The organism is Paenibacillus sp. 2RAB27 (assembly GCF_052115445.1).
Classification (GTDB): Bacteria; Bacillota; Bacilli; order Paenibacillales; family NBRC-103111; genus Paenibacillus_E.
Map to the genome: position 1 here is coordinate 204,345 of NZ_JBFRGR010000006.1, position 16,711 is coordinate 221,055.

Here is a 16,711-nt window from a genome sequence, read left to right on the forward strand (position 1 = left end):
ATCGCGCTTGTTAGCGAATGATTTTCTTAATCGCTTGTGCACTTAGAACAGCGAGTTCAATTTTACTTAATCCTAGGCACAGATCTTGTGTCAAATCGAAAGCACTTGGAACCTTCATCGAGCTAATATGCTGTAAAGGTTCATGTTCAAGCTTTAACCAATCACCTCGCTCAACTGGAGCCATTGGCCTGTCAGGCCATGCCGAGTGAAGCGGGGGACTATAGAACGGCGCAGCTCCTTTTTTAAGGGTGTAGCCATCGAGCCTCTCCTGATACTTGCGATCAGGAGGGGTTTTTCGTATGGGGGCGAATAGATGAGGCCAGTAGTCGGAACGAGAGCCGGTGTGTGGAGTAGCAGACGCGAAAGCTAAAGCACCTTGAAGCACACCTGGAGCTCCAAACAGGATCGCGTATAAGCTTTTGCCGAATTCGATGCGTTCGGAGAGCTTTGAGAAATTTTCAAGAATAAGGCCGGCAAGATGGGGTTGAGGTGGATCCATGGATGTGGAACGAAAAGGGAATCCGACATGATTGAGCTGCAGCCAGGCTTGTGTTTTGAACAGAGCGGTATCTAAGACCGTTTGTTTGTAGAGTGGATTCTGAACAACACGTTCCTCGACATAATGCTGCTCATTGACAATTAGACCTAAGGTGAGCAGTGCCGAATCTTGATGAAGCCAGAATTCCTGCCAGATGGGGAGCATCCAAGCGGATATATGTAAATGCGGAAGAAGATGAAATAGGTTAATCTGCCTTTTTTTGCTTTCAGCATAGAGCAGTAATTGCGGGTAAGCATCTTGGAAAATCAGGGCGTTCGCGCGCTCAAGAAAAGAAAATATATACGCCGTGGCATCGTTGTTCAACAGGTGTGGCATAAGTTCACCACGTAAATCCGTCATGCACCAGCCTCCGTTGCGGGAAACCATATGGGCTAACAAGGCCCAATGCAATTCGGGATAATCACGATAACAAGCCCAGTAGGCTTGTGTACGTGTCACGTTATTGCGATTATTGATCTGAGTCAGGGCGACGATTTGTTCCACAATCTGTTGTTCTTGAACAGTGGGTGAGGGAGATAAGACGCCTCCTTCCTGTAAGGCTATTTGTTGATGCAACGCTTTTTCTAATCTGGCTTGTGTGGCAGGGGGAATATCGATGTTGGGAGTCGATAATCCATGTTCAGCAAGTTCTGAGGAAGTCATGAACTTGGCGGCCTGCTGTTTAACAAGCTGTACAACTGCACCTGGCAGTCCTCGCATTTTTTCGTAAAACCCCTGATTATCCTTGTCTTTTGGTGGAAGATTGACTCTCATGATGGCCTCCTCACTAGAAACGCAATCCTACTTTCTATTATTTGCATGTAACGAGTCAGGTATGTCATAGGTGTGAAAAAAACGAAGGAAGAACTTTTGAAATATCCAAATGTTGACAGAATAAGTGTATGGGTAGTATAGTACACTTAAAGTGTATGAACTAGTTAGTACATACACTAAATAATTCCAGTTTTACCTAGAAAGGAACATAGGAGATGGGTAGATGAACATTACGTTTAATAATCGCGATCCCGTTTATCTGCAGGTTGTCAGGTATTTCAAAGTGGAAATGGCCACAAACAGGCTGAAAGGCGGACAAGAAATTCCGTCGCGGCGTGAGCTAGCAGGGCTGCTTCAAATCAATCCAAATACCGCACAGAAGGCATATAAAGAAATGGAGGAGCAGAAGTTGATTACAACTGCAGGCAATTCACCGAGTCGGATAACGACGGATAAGCACATTTTGAATACCATTCGTGAAGAACTCATTCAAGAAGCCGTTGGGGTGTTCGTTCAATCCATAAGCAAGATTGGACTGCCAACGAATGAATTACTTCGTGTTGTTAAAGAAAAGTATGAGGCAGAACGCGTAAGGGAGGTATCGGAATGATTGAAGTGGATGGACTTATTAAGCGATATGGGCGAAAAAATGTGTTGGATCTCGTTTCCTTTACCGCGGAGAAAGGCCAAATCACCTGTTTGATTGGGATCAACGGCGTAGGCAAATCTACGATCATGAAGGCAATCATGGGGCTGACCTCGATGCAAGGCGGAGTCATACGTGTGGATGGCCAGGTTCCAACTACGCATACCTATGAGAAGCTTGTATTCATTCCTGATACTTTAACTATGCCTTCACATATGAAAATTAAAGAAGCCATGCTATTTATGAAGGATTTCTATGGGAACTGGAATGAAGCGCGGGCGGAAGAGTTGATCACCTTTTTCAAATTGAATCCTGAGGATCGACTTTCGAGCTTGTCCAAAGGAAATTCTGCGAAGGCGAATCTGCTGCTAGGACTGTCTTTGGACGCAGACTATTTACTCATGGACGAGCCATTCTCGGGGATTGACATGTTCAGTCGCGAGCAAATTACAGCCGTATTCACAAGCCATTTGATGGAAGACCGCGGTGTTCTGATCACAACTCACGAAATCCAAGACATCGAGCATTTGATTGATAAAGTTGTTTTGCTGGATGGAGGTCGGGTTCGCAAACAGTTTTATCCAGAGGAAATGCGAACGAATGAAGGAAAGTCCGTTGTGGATGTCATGAGAGAGGTGTATGTGACTTGAAATTCTTTATCAAGTTGTTGAACTGGGAACTTGTACGGTTTAGCAAACTATACGGTGCCTTGGCACTTCTGTTAGTAGTATCTCAGTTTGCGGGAATTTGGCTTACAGCCCAATCCTATCTCAGTGATGCACATGCTTGGGTGGACAGAAATGGTGGAACAGAAGCGCAATACGCGGAAAACTTTCAAAAATTGAATCTTATTAATATTTTTCATTCGGTCTGGTACGAAGGAGCCATCAGTTTATGTGCCATCGTTCTGCTCCTTTATGTTTTTATGATTTGGTACAAGGAATGGTTCGGCMGGAATACGTTTGCATATCGACTTCTTATGTTGCCAACATCACGAATGAACGTATATTTCGCTAAGTTAAGTGCAATTGTGCTGTTTGTATTTGGTTATGTCTCCCTACAATTTGTGGTGATTCCGCTTCAATTGGCCTCCTTTCTTGCCATCATTCCAGCTGAACTAAGAGTAACGGTTTCTATAGGGGAACTGATCCGAAGAGATCCTTTGCTGAATTTGTTTATGCCAAGCTATGTTATGCAATTTATTTTGTATTATGGAGCTGGMATTCTAGGGGTTTTTGTACTCTTCACGGCCATACTGTTGGAACGAAGTTATCGTTGGAAGGGCATTGTTGCGGGTATTCTGTACGGTGCAGTGGTTCTGATCGTGATCATTTTGCCACAAGAAATAAGTCAATTAGGAATTACGCTTCCATTATTTCCAAGCGAAATCGTGTTGTTGCAGGTGTTCATCGGACTGTGTATGATCGCCGTTTCAATCGGATTTAGTTCTTATTTGCTGCGAAAAAAGGTGACGGTGTAAATTCTCGAATTCTCGAAATTCTCATGAAAAGCTTTCAAAGACAATGCTAAGGAGGTGCACGCATGAAACGATACTGGCTGCTTGCTACACTGATACCTTTTTGTGTAATAGCCATGGGAACGTATTATGTGTCAGGTACTAGTGATCAGAAGCAGGAATTTGTGTTGAAAACGATGAAAGGCTTAGAAAGCGATGCTGCTGGGCTGCAAATTAAGGTAAATATGGATGGCATCACGACAACAGTTTCTACGAAAGGGAGCGAGTCGGAAGTCGAGCAACTCTCCTATTTGGAAAGGCTTGATGCGGAATCTTACTATGAGGACGATTTAAAACGGCTTGTCAAAGAGCAACGTTCTTTCATGCGAGGGAAGAATGATGTGGATGCTTTTTATGAGGATGATCAGGTACTTGCGTATGTGGGTACTGAAGCTCACAATGATGCATCGAAGAAGCAATCTAACCGGTTAACGATCTCGATAATGGGGAAATTGAACCAAGAAACCTCTTCATTTCAAGTTCGTGCAGACAAGAAAAACGATGAATATATTAATATTCATGACGTTCAGGTCAAAGATCAGATCATGAAGGTACTTGTTAATCGTATGCGAACCGACAAATATCCGCAGTTCTATCATGTTGGATACGATATGTATACGATTGATCTAACAAACAAAAGCTTGCTGAAAAGCGAGCAGATCTTGGCTGCCGAGACGCAAGCGAATGAAATAAGAACGACCACATGGTATATAGCGGGAAATGCTCGGATTGGCCCAAGTGGATATGCGATATTTGATCGCAGTGAAAATAAAATCATAGATAAGGTCGAAAGTCAGACCGTAAAGAGAAATGAAGGGTTAGTAAACCGGGAAATTCGAGTATACGATATTTGGAACGGACAATGGCGAACACTGCAGAGTGAGCCACTGCATAGCTTTTTGATGGAGGATAACTCGATGGGGATGTCTATTCAGTATGCCAATCAGGAGCTATCAATGGCTGCTATATCGGAGAATAAAGACACTCACGTCATGGTAGTAAATGTAGCGGAGAATAAAATGATTCGTGATGTTCAATTACCGCTGCAAGCTCTTCAGAAAGAGTGGGGCAGAGTCAATTATAGCGTAGTAGAGAAGGATCGATTGTATCTACTCATGTCTGGTCGTCCCAAACCATCCGCTGCTATCATTGAGCTGCAAACGGGGAACATCCTGTATCAGGGAGAAGTTGAGCGTAAGGATCAAAATAGTATTGGCTATATCAACGCGAACGGAATCAAAGTGCAGAACTAAAACTGTAGAAAACCCCCTAATCACCATGATTAGGGGGTTTTGTTTGTTATAAATGGGGATACGTACTGAGGTGAATATGGGGGTGAATTAGATGGCAGCCTCACTTATGGCATAAAGCATGTAAGATGTTTTTTGTTACGTGTCCGTATCTTCATTCGGTTGCTGTGCAAGACTTGCTTTGGAGAGCCGTCCCGAACGGAGGAGCGCTTCGCGTAGTAAATATTCAATGTGTCCGTTAACACTTCGAAATTCGTCTTCTGCCCACTGTTCAAGAGCTTGGTGCAGCTTCGGATCTAGTCGAAGTGGGAAATTCTTCTTGGGAGCCATAACATGGCTCCGTTAGTACAACGTTCCGGTATTAATGACCGGTGTCGCTGAACGATCAGACACAATCGCAACTAGAAGATTGTTGATCATGGCAGCTTTACGCTCCTCGTCAAGCTGCAAGCCCTTCGCTTCCAATTGTTCGACAGCCAGTTGAACCATGCCCACGGCGCCTTCGACAATAATGGAGCGTGCTGATAAAATCGCAGAGGCTTGTTGACGCTGCAGCATGGCGCTGGCAATTTCGGTGGAGTAGGCCAGGTGAGTCAGACGAGACTCAATCACCTCAACACCTGCAACGGAAAGACGATGTTGAAGCTCTGTGCTGAGCTCAGCCGCAACCTCATCGGCATTTCCTCTTAACGAATAGCCTTCTGTTTCGTAACGATCATAAGGATACTTGCTAGCTACATGACGTAGTGCAGTCTCGCTTTGAATTTCAACGAATTTCTCATAACTATCTACATCGAACAAAGCCTTGTACGTATCAACGACTTTAAACACGATTACAGCAGCAATTTCAATCGGATTGCCATCAATATCATTCACTTTTAATTTGACACTGTTAAAGTTGCGAACCCGCAGCGATATTTTCTTATGTGAAGAGAAAGGGATTACGAGCCACATACCACTTTTGCGAATCGTCCCTAGATAGCTCCCGAAAAAAGTAATGACCGAGGCTTGATTCGGCTGAACGACATTAATTGTCGTGAGGGAAATGATGCTAACTACGATCAAAATAGCCCCAATCAAAAAGCTCTCTTGTGTGAAACTGTAAATACCTAGCCCGAGCGCGGCGAAAAATAAGAGTAAGCCGATAAAACCATTGAGTGCCCATGTCTTCGTTTCTTTCATACGTTGAAAAACCTCCCTAGTGTATATCGTTGTGATATTTATATGATATCACTTTTTACTTAAATTGTAAAATTAAATTAGGTGTCCAAGGGAGGGATAAGGGCGTCGCTGATCAAGGAAAATAAAGTTCGTTAGTGGAAAATAAAGTGTGTTAATTGAAAATAAAGTTCGTTAATCAGTTTTACAAAAGCAAACACATCAAAAGAACGACAGATCCGAGCAGAATTACGATTGTTGKGGGGGGGGGATCAAGATTAGAATAGAAATAGCAGCCAAACCAGAAGTTTTTATTAAAGCTCGGATTTTTAGGGATTCTCTCAAAGAGAGTTGGCACGGCACTATGGAGTTAGTCATGCGTACATATCACTGATGTTGTCTCTACGGCAATTGGAAGAGTATTAGGACCTTTCACTGCGAAGAAGCTGAGTGAATTGCTTGAGAGGGAAGTTGAGGAGTTGTTTGAGATTCATATTGCTTAGGAACTGCTGATGGCATAATGCATCTGCATTTTTTTATTTATACGTATCTTCAAGCGATATAACCATAAATAGCAAATGAGATTTGGATGTTTACGTTAGCGGATAACGAATAATTGGCGCATCTGGCGCAAGCACTTAAATACTTAAATGGAATACGCCTTTTCCATTGGGTCTTTATCAAAGTGTATAGTATTAATATCAGGTTCTTCAATTGGATGAGACACTTGTTGAACTGGCCGAGGAATGGGTTATCAAAACAACCGAGATCGTAATATCGGCTGGCATCAAGCAGATCCGCGGAATTTTAAGCCATACCATTATAAAGACGATAATAATCGTCCCGGACTCGAATTTGCCAAGCAAGCTGGTTCGAGGTGCCTATGCATCCTGAGCCATGTTCACCTGTTCAAGTGAATTTTAATAAGCGTTCACTCATCAACTCTGAGTGAACGATTTTTTTACGGATTACGCAATGAGCTGGAAATGCGGGGACGTTAAGCTATTGATTGGAACGATAACCCGCCTCTTGGAGCGGGTAACGACTTGTTTTGTCGATACGGATGGGCACAAGGAGAATAAAATAAAGTTAAGTTTAATTAAATACCTATTGTTTTACTTGCAATTGACAGAAAATTCTCTTTGCTGGGACTGCGGACTGCGAATAAATAAAAGTCAAAATGTGTGCACTATTCTCAAGCTTTAAATTTATCGCGGTATTGACCGGAAGTCATCCCCGTTGATTTTTTAAAGGCCCGCATAAATCCTTGAATAGAGGTATAGCGCAGTTTATCTGCAATATCCTGGATCTTCATAGTTGGATCGGCAAGGTACTCCTTAGCTTTCTCCATCCGAAACTCAATCAGGTAATCAATAAAATTAACTCCTGTAACTTGTTTAAATAAGCGACTTAATTCAAAAGAGTTAAGACCGGTTTGTTCTGCGCATTGTTGCAAGGAAAGATCCGTATCATAATGATTTTGAATGAAAGCCTGAACCTGCTCCACAAGTTGGATGCGGCTAGAAGATGCTCCAGTTTCCTTGTATTCTTGGCGCAGCACGGCAAACACACGGTTTCGAAAAAATAACCCGATTTCATCAAGCGTACTGCACTCGGAAAGATGCAGCATAAGCTCTTGGACTTTATTATCATCGAAAGGACCTTGTGGCGCTGATCTTAAGGATTTTACTATCGTATTGACTAATTGAGGAAAGTAGCCGCGCAATAAATCCTCAGAAATATTGAATGATTCTTGAAGTGCATCGATCAGCGTCTGGAAGATTTCTTCCGCTTCATTCCATTTTTGTAAACAGATGGCAGCGGCAATTTCGCTATCACTGTGAAACAAGACATCTGCTTGCATGGAAACGGAAAATTCCAGATCATGAATCAACAATACCTGGTTATCCCCGACAAGAAATCGGTAACGCAAAAGGTCGGAGGCTTCCTCATAGGCTTCGTGCAAGCCGTCCGTTCCAGTTTCAGAATAGCTGACGGTGATATAGGAATCCAGCTTTAGATACTTATGAAGCGCGTCCTGAAGGTTGCGACCCAGACCACGTAGTTCCTCTTGTGTCAGCAGGTTTGCCATGGGGACGATGGCTACGAACATTCCCGGTTGAATCATGATAACCTGCGGTTTACCGTACTCACTTAGTAGTTCTTTGGTGATGTTATCTACCGCATAATAAAACAGGGAGCAATCTTGACGGGAATAGCTCTCCATCATCCTCATTCGGTTCAAATCCAATACCAAGAGAGGGATGAAGAAGCATTCGTAGGGAAACGCTTCCTGCTCGTCAAGCAGAAAATTCTGATGAGGCATGCTTCCGACGAGCAATTGGTGGAGCATAAAATGCTTGGCTTGATCAAAATAAATACTCATCTCATTTAAGAGTTGTCTGTTCTCAAAAGCGATACTCTCCAGATAGCGGTCCAACCATATTACTTCATCGCCGTCTGTGTCCATATTCGTCTTCATCGCCGCAGGCTTCACCTTATTGGTCAGGTCCTTGAGCGGCCGGTACAGCACATTGGACGCACGATAGCCGATAAGCAAGCCACTTAAGGCTAGTACTAAACTGATAGCAAATATGGTATTGCGTTGGCTGTTAGCTTTTGTAATAAACGATTTCTCAGGAACAGTAGCAAAATAAAACCAATTCCTCGAATCTGAGCGCAGCATCACGGTATTGGAAACAGTACCGCTGATACTTACTTTATCATGAATAATCCAATCCGAAGTGGCAGTCTCCTTAATCTTCTTAACAACAGCTTCGTCAGCCGAAGTACCGATTCGGGAGGTTTGGGAATGCAAAATAATCTTGCCTTGCTCATCCGTGACGAAAAGTGTAGAGCCTTCATACGGGGAAGGTGGAGCCAGTTTATAGCTGCTGATGGAAGCGGCATCCAGATAGACGATAAGGGCGGCATTCACCTGATTGTTTAGCAGGATTGGTTTGATAATGGTTAAAACAGGCCTCTCCAGAACTTTTTGGTTGGAAATGGACATGCGAAGATTAAGAAAACGGTTGGAGTAAGTTAATTTCTTAGCTTCACTGATAGCCACCGGGTCGACAAACTCTTCTTCCGTATAGATATTGCCATGGGAACTCAATACTTTGCCGTAAGGGACAGAATAGAAATCAAGTTCTAGTACATGCTCCATCCCGCTTTGCAACTTGACGAGAATTTCGCTCAAATCCATCACTGTTTTCCAATTCCCGCTAGATAAATCTTCATCGACAAATCGCTTAAGCAATAGGGTTGAGTTAGAAGAGGCATATGTATATTGGAGCATCAGATCATCGATCTTCTTGAAGAACATATTCAATTCTTTTTCTGTCTGCTTGAGCAGTACGGCATTCGATTCAACCGCCTGCTCCCGAATGATCCTTGAGGTATTGTATGCAGAGACGAAGCCCATTAGGGCAACCGGAATGCTCGATAACAAGAGTAGATAGGCCAGCATTTTGGTTTTCAGCTTAGGTGTGAACGCTAATTGAAAAAAACGTGTTGCCCAATACTTCACATAGCCATCTCCTTAGTTCAAATGATTAGTTAAGCATATCTTGAAGCAAGAAACGGGTCAACATGAGAGGAGCGGTTTTTTGCCCCAAGTACATGAACATCTTTTGAGAAAAATGAACTTTTCTTGCGAATGCCCCATCCCGGTAGGAAATGTACCATCAAAACAGTTTCATTGCGTGTCATGCACAAGATGGGTAATGTTGAATGTGTTGCTTCAGAAAGATTAAAAAGGAGGTGAGAGTTCGAGATGCTGGCGCAGKCAGGCTAATCAGTCGGCGGGATCGGGAGGCACAAACATCTTTTTTTACAGGTAATTTACTCTAAGGAGGAAACTAATCTGAAAACGGTCGAACACTTAGCTTTAACTGACTTTGCAAGTGCAAGAAGAAAGCTTATGGCGGCAATTGTATTTATTTTGCTATTGAGTTCATTGTTAGCGCTTCCAAATCTGGTGAAAGCAGCTGCACAATCCTATTACATCGACAACCGTGCAGCAACCACGTGCTCAGACGATGGGGCCGGTACTGATTCCAATGCGCCCTGGTGCAGCTTCGCTCCACTTGCCAGACTTACTCTTGGCCCTGGTGACCATCTTCTCATCGCCCGGGGAACCAGCTTCGCGGAGCAAGTCAGTATTGCCAATCTAAAGGGTACACTCTCGGAGCGCATCACCATTGAAGCTTATGGCCAAGGCCCTCGTCCACGATTTATCTCTAACGGCACAAACGCCGCCATGATAATCGCCAATCCAAGTAACGTGATTGTAAGAAATTTGGACATTGGTGACACAACTGCCGATGGAAAAGGGGCTTTTCAGTACGGGCTGCGTGTGGATTTTTCGACTCTTAACAACAGCAATGTCATCTTTGAAGACCTCTACATTCACGACAATCGTGTTGCAGGAATGTTCGTTCGCAACTTAACAAATCTGGCACGAACAGATACCGCAATAGATGGCATAACGCTGCGCAACATCGAAACTACCCACAACGCCCACGGCATCGTATTTGCCAGTCAAGGGACAGTCACTAACCCGGCTTCTGTGGCTTCACCTGATAATGCAGCCAATCGGATTTTTCGCAATGTGTTGATTGAGGGGCTTTTTCAGCATGACGACGACAACAACAACCCTGATCCATCCCAAGTATTCGCTCAGACAGATGCCGGTTGCCCCGACAGTCTCTCAGTTGCATCCGCCTCCTCGGTGATGATTCGTAACTCCGTGTTTGACGGTTCCGCAGGATGCCGTACAAATTCGGGTACCGCAGCTCTTTATCTGGGAACGGTTAAAGACGTTGTTGTTGCCAACAATATCTTTGTCAACACTCCGAATACCGAGAATCCGGACATGGTGGCCATCGATCACGAAGCAGGCACCAACAAGGTTTTGATCGCGGGCAATTATTTTGCAGACAATTATGGTGGTGGCATTGAATATTTAGCGATTCATGGTTCCAACGACTATTCCACTGAGAATTCGATTCGGGCCAATGTCTTCGTTCGGAACGGTTATATTCATAATATTCCGTATCCAGGTGGCGGGGCCATTGCCCAAGTTGGCAATGGCATCGTCCCGGATGCAGTAATCGCAGACAACATCGCATACGAGCCGTATGCATTTCTGACGGCACACCTGAGGGGAACTGCCTCAGCGCTCACCGTTACAAACAATCTTCAGCTTGAGAAAGCTGAATGGATATCGCAATCTTCTGCTGACTATGGCAATTCGTCCAGCCTGTGGTCTTACCAGCGCTCGACGATTACAGGTTGGTCGGACCTGACGCTGGATTCCGCTTCTGGGACATACAGGGACGGTGATGTGGCTATTTCACGTTTCGAACTCACCCCCAGCCTAGGTTCCTCCGCCGAGCTTGCCTGGACTGCTCCGCGTTCTGGAAAAATTGCCATTCGGAGTTACCCAGTCGCTTGGTCAGGAACCTCGGACGTACGCATCACTGTTAATGGGGCCGAAGTTGCAACCGCTACGACAACTGTGCAAGGGACTGTGCTGATCGCGGACGATATCGCCGTGCAGCCGGGAGATGTCATTCGTTTCGTGGCGCCGGCTGGGGGACCTGCAGTCAGTTGGACGCCATCCGTTAGCTTCACGGGCGAAGCTCTTTCTCAAGACACGCTCGGAGAATGGAATTTTTCAGTCGACAACGATGCCCAAGGCTGGACTTCGAATAGCCCCATCCAGGTGAAAGCTGGCTGGCTTGCCATCGGAACGACTTCGGCCGGTGCAACGTTGACCTCTCCGCCGTCCTTAGGCATTGAGGCGGCGGGAAGCAGTGCCATTCGCCTCCGTCTTGCTAACCGCAGTGGTATAAGCTCAGGTCGCCTCCTTTTTCGGGCGGATGATGAAATCTTTTCTGAGGATCGAGCGGTTAGTTTCCAAGTAAACCCCCGCGAAATGCAAGGACTTACGGAAGGCTTTGTCGACATTCTCATTCCGGTTACTGAAGCTGAAGGCTGGGTTGGAACAATTGACCAAATTCGAATAGAACTAGGTACGAGTACAGGCGCTGGCGAGGTGAGGATTGACTCTGTGCAATTTGCCAAACCTGCGGGTCCTCGCTGGGACTTTGACAGCGACGGGGGATGGAAGATTAACCCTGACATCAGCAAGGGCTCGGACGGGATTCGCCCGCTTGATCCGCAAATCGACATTAACAACGGGGATTGGAGCGCCAGCAAGGTAGCAGACATCAACTGGAATAAAGCCCGTTCCCAAACCTTCCGGGTGTCAACAGGCACATTGGCTCAACTGGACGTATGGGTGTATAAGACAGGTACACCAGCTGGCGCTCTTTACATTAAAGTGGCGGATTCCCATGACAAGGTGTTGTTCACAGGAGCAGTTCCACCAAGTGCAGTTACTACGACGGGGAACTTTATCAGCGTATATCCGAGGCTTACGGGACTTGATCCTAATGAGCTTTACAGCTGGCAAATTTTCAGTCCCTATGTGGTTCCAAACGGGGGCAACTATGGCATTGCTTATGACGACACAGGTCGATACCTTCAAGGGAACGTTTATTACAGTGTTGATGGCAGAGGCATCTGGCGCGGTCCAGAGGGATCATCCAAACGCAGCATGAAATTCCGCACTTATTCTGCTACACAGTTCGAAGCAACTCCGATAGACAAGGGATATAAACCCGTTACGGTATCGAATGGAAAGATCGTTGGAAGCGGCGCATACGAGCCAGCCCTTCTCTCTCCAAACGGTTTGGGAATCGATGCGGCCACGCAGCGCTATGTGCATATCCGCATGTCCAATCCCGACAATCGGTTCACCGCTTATCTGCTGTTTACGACGAGTGAAGCTCCTGCATTCGACACCCCGGAGAAAGGTTGGCCTGCCGGCAATGAAGTGGACGGAAGAGGGATTGTTTTCCCGCTGGTACCGGGAAGTGGAATGGTCGACTACGTGCTGGATATGTCGACAATACCGGCCTGGACAGGTACCATTGAGCGACTCATGATCCAGCCATCGTACCGATGGAATTACCGTATTAGTGCTCTTACGAGCACCTGGAGTGGCAAAATTGACTGGGTTCTGGTTGATGACGGTGCGACGGTTGCCGTTCCCGCCAAGCTGCCCGCCACGAACGCCACGCTCACGCCAGAACAGTCGAATGGAAAAAATGATTGGTACGTGGATCCTGTAACACTAAGCCTGAGTGCATCGGACAGTTCTTCAACGCTGGTAAAGACGGAATATAGTCTCGATGATGGTGCAACGTGGTTAACGTATAACCAACCCGTGATAATTGATAAGGATGGAGCCTACAGGGTAGGCTACCGCTCGACTGATAAGGCAGGGAAGGTGGAGGCTGCCCAAACCGTAACATTTAACATAGATACTGAGGCTCCGGCGATCACGGTAACGAACAGCGTATATCGTTTAAGCTCTGCCGAAACATTACTGCCTTTGATTACACTGAGCGATAGAAGCTCCGGAGTGGATTCAAGCAAGACAATGGCAACACTGGATACCCATGTTTATCACCTTGGTGACCCTATTGATCTTTATTCGCTGCAGTTGGGCTCACATACGCTTGTTGTTTATGCGAGCGATTTAGCAGGGAATACAACGAATACAACCTGGACGTTCCGGACAAGTGCCAGTGTCGATGGGCTAAAACAATTGGTGACTATCTTTGGGGACAAAAATTGGATTGACAATGATGGCATAGTCAAGAGCTTGCAAAAAAAGTTAAGCGGAGATCATTTGCAACCATTCATCAATGAAGTTGAGGCTCAAAGCGGGAAGCATATTACACAAGAGGCGGCTAATTACCTGTTGCGTGATGCTCGAGCAGTACTGAATGCAAGGTAGTTAAGATCAATAAAAAGACGACTCATTCCATTAACTTATGGAACGGAGCCGTCTTTTTTATCATACAATGAGTTCTTAATTTGGTGCAACAAGTTACCATTGAACATGAACGTTTTTTGCAGAATGTGAATCTTATTTGCAAAAAGTAAGTGTACACAATAGAAAAACTGAGGTCAAAAGAGTTTCATTGCTTGCTAATCAAACAGTAGGGTAAAGTAAAAGCATCCATTCGGCCGATGGCGAAAAATGTGATAATAAAGCTCGATTATTAAAGGGAGGTTTATTTGCCAGATGAAAAAAAAGATTGCTTTGCCACTAGCATCCATGTTGGTGTTAACATCACTTCTGACAGCTTGCTCGAATAACTCGAATAACAAGGGCTCTGATGCAGAGCCAACGAAGGCACAATCTGCTGCCAGCAACAATGGCGATACTTCCAAAAGAATCAAAGTGTCGGCCATGACGATACTGTATTCAGCTGCACCACCGGACAAGAGCTCGGGGATGAAGATTTTGGAAGATAAATATAATATGGATTATACCTTTATTCCCGTGACTGCTGCAGATTACTACAACAAGCTAGGGGTAGCGGTTGCTTCCGGCGATCTTCCGGATCTAACGGTTTATCCCGGATTAGACGAGAATTGGTATAACTATTTGGATAATGGCGTGTTCATGCCTCTCGAAGACTATATTAATGAGAAGGATACGCCAAATCTGGCTAAAATCCCAAAAGAAACGTTGGGTTTAGTTACTTATAAAGGTCATGTATACGGCCTGCCAAGACTCCGTTCTCAAGCGGCTCACACCCTGACAATTCGCAAAGATTGGCTGGATAAGCTGGGATTGGCCATGCCTACCACATACGATGAACTGGAAGCGGTAATGAAGCAATTCGTGGAACGTGATCCGGATGGAAACGGCAAAAAAGATACGTATGGCCTGGCGTTTAATGCAGGATCAGGAACCCTGGGGGCGGTTTCTCTTCTCGGATCGTTCAACACGCCTACGAATATTAACTGGAGTAAGCATACGGACRGAAAAATCTATCCGGTTCTAGCACATCCTAATTTCCGTGATGGACTTTCATACTTGACTAAGCTGTATAAGGAAGGCATCCTATCCAAGGATTTTGTCATTATGAAAGGCAACCAGGCAGAGGATGATTTTCTGAACGGCCGTGCAGGTGTAATTGGGGATTTTGCCTGGAATGCCTATTCCGCGGATAGGCTGAACAAAGCCAGAGCTGTCAATCCGAATTTTCAATGGGAGCCAATTCCCGCCCTTAAAGGACCAAATGGTTTCCAAGGATATGCCAAAGGGTCGGGCATTAACGGCTTTGTAGCGATCCCGGCAACGCAGAGCAAGGATGTAGCTAAAGTAAAACGAATGCTGAAATTCCTTGATGACCAGATGGCAGCTGATATGAATTCCGATTTGTATAAATTATTAAATTACGGAAAAGAAGGCGAACATTATAACCTGAAGGACGGCAAGGTTGTTTATACCGATCTAGGCAACAAGGAACGTCCTTCTTTGTATCTAATAACGAATCCTCCGAGTGAAGCCACTGGATTGAACAATCCCAACGATAGCAAGGAGCTTCAGGATGTCAAGAATGCTTCGTACAAAGCTGCATTAGCAGGAACTCCATATTCCGATCCTGCGCTTAAGCTTGTGCCTACACCGACATTAAAGGAAAAAGGAACAGAATTGAATAAAAATTTGTTCGAAAGCATCGTAAAAGTAATCACTGGAGAACAGTCGCTGGAAAGCTACGATAAGGCGTTAGCGGATTGGAAAGCAAAGGGAGGCCAAAAGATTCTCGACGAAATGAACGAAGCTTATGTGGCTAGCCAAGGCCAAACCAAATAATGTTCAGGTGGACGGGACGGCAAGGGCTGTCCCGTTTTTGGTAAAATGCAACGACTTGTTGCAAAGGATTAGATTTTAACATGCATGCTTTTGAGGAGGCACGGCAATGAATGGACAAGAGCTTCTGGCATTGAATGCTGATTCAGCGGCAACGAAGAGAACTGGATTCTGGCGGACACTCAAGAGAGAAAGGTATTTATGGTTAATGGTGTTGCCAGGTATCCTGTATTTTATTATTTATAAGTATATTCCGATGTTAGGTATCGTGATTGCTTTTCAGGATTACAACCCTGTTCGCGGTATCCTGAACAGTCCGTGGGTGGGACTGAAGCATTTTTCAAATCTCATCACCAACGATGCCATCCCTCGGGTGATGTGGAATACCCTTGTAATTAGTTTCTATCAAATTGTGTTGGCTTTTTCATTTCCCATTGTGCTGGCCATCATGATTAATGAAGTGAGTAGAAGTTGGTTGAAGCGGTCAATCCAAACGATTGTTTATTTGCCTCACTTTTTGTCTTGGCCGGTTATTGCAGGTATTTTCTACCTCATGTTTAGCAGCAATGGCGGTGTTACAACTCTTCTGGGACAATGGGGGATTCAAGATTTCAATCTGCTCTCTGATCCTGACCATTTTCGGCTAATGTTAGTACTCCAACTGATTTGGAAAGAATCCGGCTGGGGAACGATCATCTATCTGGCCGCCTTACTAAGCATCAGTCCGGAACTGTACGAAGCGGCTAAGATGGACGGGGCAGGGAGATTTAGGCAAATATGGCATGTATCGCTCCCGGGCCTTCGCAGTACGATTATGATACTCTTCACATTGCGTCTGGGCAACGTTCTGGATGTAGGCTTCGAACAGGTTTTTCTCATGCTGAACGCACGAGTTAGCGTGGTTGGAGATGTGCTGGAGACTTATCTATATTCCACTGGGTTGGTTAGCGGCAAATTCAGCTTCGCAACTGCTGTGGGCTTGCTTAAAGGGGTTCTCGGTTTTGTACTCATATACGGATCAAACAAGGTAGCTCGACGAATAAACGGACGAGGGCTGTATTGAACTATTTTCGGAATTGGA

Annotated in this window: 11 protein-coding genes; 7 read left to right on the plus strand and 4 right to left on the minus strand. The window is 45.1% G+C overall.

The window, feature by feature from the left end; genetic code table 11:
- Nucleotides 1–10: 10 nt before the first annotated feature.
- Nucleotides 11–1,312: a DUF2515 family protein gene (locus AB4114_RS11790; protein WP_441988635.1), complete on the minus strand. Its 1,302-nt coding sequence runs from the start codon at nt 1,310–1,312 to the stop codon at nt 11–13.
- Nucleotides 1,313–1,535: 223 nt separating this feature from the next.
- On the opposite strand from AB4114_RS11790, the gene AB4114_RS11795 reads away from it, so the two are divergent.
- The 4 genes from AB4114_RS11795 (at nt 1,536) to AB4114_RS11810 (ending at nt 4,727) form a co-directional block, all read left to right on the plus strand.
- The gene (locus AB4114_RS11795; protein WP_441988636.1) at nt 1,536–1,922 is read left to right on the plus strand and encodes a GntR family transcriptional regulator; all 387 of its coding nucleotides are present in this window, start codon (nt 1,536–1,538) and stop codon (nt 1,920–1,922) included.
- Entirely contained in the window at nt 1,919–2,608 is a 690-nt protein-coding gene (locus AB4114_RS11800; RefSeq protein WP_441988637.1) for an ATP-binding cassette domain-containing protein, read from the plus strand. Before AB4114_RS11795 ends, AB4114_RS11800 begins: the two co-directional genes overlap by 4 nt.
- Complete coding sequence (locus AB4114_RS11805; protein WP_441988638.1) at nt 2,605–3,438, plus strand: hypothetical protein; 834 nt, start codon at nt 2,605–2,607, stop codon at nt 3,436–3,438. The genes AB4114_RS11800 and AB4114_RS11805 overlap by 4 nt, the downstream gene beginning before the upstream one ends.
- A 62-nt stretch (nt 3,439–3,500) precedes the next feature.
- Nucleotides 3,501–4,727: a hypothetical protein gene (locus tag AB4114_RS11810; RefSeq protein WP_441988639.1), complete on the plus strand. Its 1,227-nt coding sequence runs from the start codon at nt 3,501–3,503 to the stop codon at nt 4,725–4,727.
- A 135-nt stretch (nt 4,728–4,862) separates the two neighbouring features.
- On the opposite strand, the gene AB4114_RS11815 is transcribed toward AB4114_RS11810, so the two are convergent.
- From AB4114_RS11815 to AB4114_RS11825, 3 genes are all read right to left on the minus strand, one after another.
- Nucleotides 4,863–5,054 carry a toxin-antitoxin system HicB family antitoxin gene (locus AB4114_RS11815; protein WP_441988640.1) on the minus strand — a complete coding sequence of 64 codons (192 nt, stop codon included), beginning with the start codon at nt 5,052–5,054 and terminating at the stop codon, nt 4,863–4,865.
- Between the two features lie 12 nt (nt 5,055–5,066).
- Nucleotides 5,067–5,906: an SPFH domain-containing protein gene (locus AB4114_RS11820; RefSeq protein WP_171629155.1), complete on the minus strand. Its 840-nt coding sequence runs from the start codon at nt 5,904–5,906 to the stop codon at nt 5,067–5,069.
- Between the two features lie 1,171 nt (nt 5,907–7,077).
- The gene (locus AB4114_RS11825; RefSeq protein ID WP_441988641.1) at nt 7,078–9,414 is read right to left on the minus strand and encodes a helix-turn-helix domain-containing protein; all 2,337 of its coding nucleotides are present in this window, start codon (nt 9,412–9,414) and stop codon (nt 7,078–7,080) included.
- 393 nt (nt 9,415–9,807) lie between these two features.
- Between AB4114_RS11825 and AB4114_RS11830 the strand changes: the two genes are divergently transcribed.
- The 3 genes from AB4114_RS11830 (at nt 9,808) to AB4114_RS11840 (ending at nt 16,693) form a co-directional block, all read left to right on the plus strand.
- On the plus strand, nt 9,808–13,758 hold the full coding sequence (locus tag AB4114_RS11830; RefSeq protein ID WP_441988642.1) for an OmpL47-type beta-barrel domain-containing protein: 3,951 nt from the start codon (nt 9,808–9,810) through the stop codon (nt 13,756–13,758).
- 291 nt (nt 13,759–14,049) lie between these two features.
- Nucleotides 14,050–15,633, plus strand: coding sequence for an extracellular solute-binding protein (locus AB4114_RS11835; RefSeq protein ID WP_441988643.1), 1,584 nt, complete (start codon nt 14,050–14,052; stop codon nt 15,631–15,633).
- Between the two features lie 106 nt (nt 15,634–15,739).
- A complete protein-coding gene (locus AB4114_RS11840; RefSeq protein ID WP_441988644.1) occupies nt 15,740–16,693 on the plus strand; it encodes an ABC transporter permease in 954 nt (317 codons plus the stop codon).
- Nucleotides 16,694–16,711: the final 18 nt, after the last annotated feature.

What these genes read in the sequence shown, in the direction of transcription:
- AB4114_RS11790 (WP_441988635.1), bottom strand. Translation starts at nt 1,312, where the DNA reads ATGAGAGTCAATCTTCCACCAAAAGACAAGGATAATCAGGGGTTTTAC.
- AB4114_RS11795 (WP_441988636.1), top strand. Translation starts at nt 1,536, where the DNA reads ATGAACATTACGTTTAATAATCGCGATCCCGTTTATCTGCAGGTTGTC.
- AB4114_RS11800 (WP_441988637.1), top strand. Translation starts at nt 1,919, where the DNA reads ATGATTGAAGTGGATGGACTTATTAAGCGATATGGGCGAAAAAATGTG.
- AB4114_RS11810 (WP_441988639.1), top strand. Translation starts at nt 3,501, where the DNA reads ATGAAACGATACTGGCTGCTTGCTACACTGATACCTTTTTGTGTAATA.
- AB4114_RS11815 (WP_441988640.1), bottom strand. Translation starts at nt 5,054, where the DNA reads ATGGCTCCCAAGAAGAATTTCCCACTTCGACTAGATCCGAAGCTGCAC.
- AB4114_RS11820 (WP_171629155.1), bottom strand. Translation starts at nt 5,906, where the DNA reads ATGAAAGAAACGAAGACATGGGCACTCAATGGTTTTATCGGCTTACTC.
- AB4114_RS11830 (WP_441988642.1), top strand. Translation starts at nt 9,808, where the DNA reads ATGGCGGCAATTGTATTTATTTTGCTATTGAGTTCATTGTTAGCGCTT.
- AB4114_RS11840 (WP_441988644.1), top strand. Translation starts at nt 15,740, where the DNA reads ATGAATGGACAAGAGCTTCTGGCATTGAATGCTGATTCAGCGGCAACG.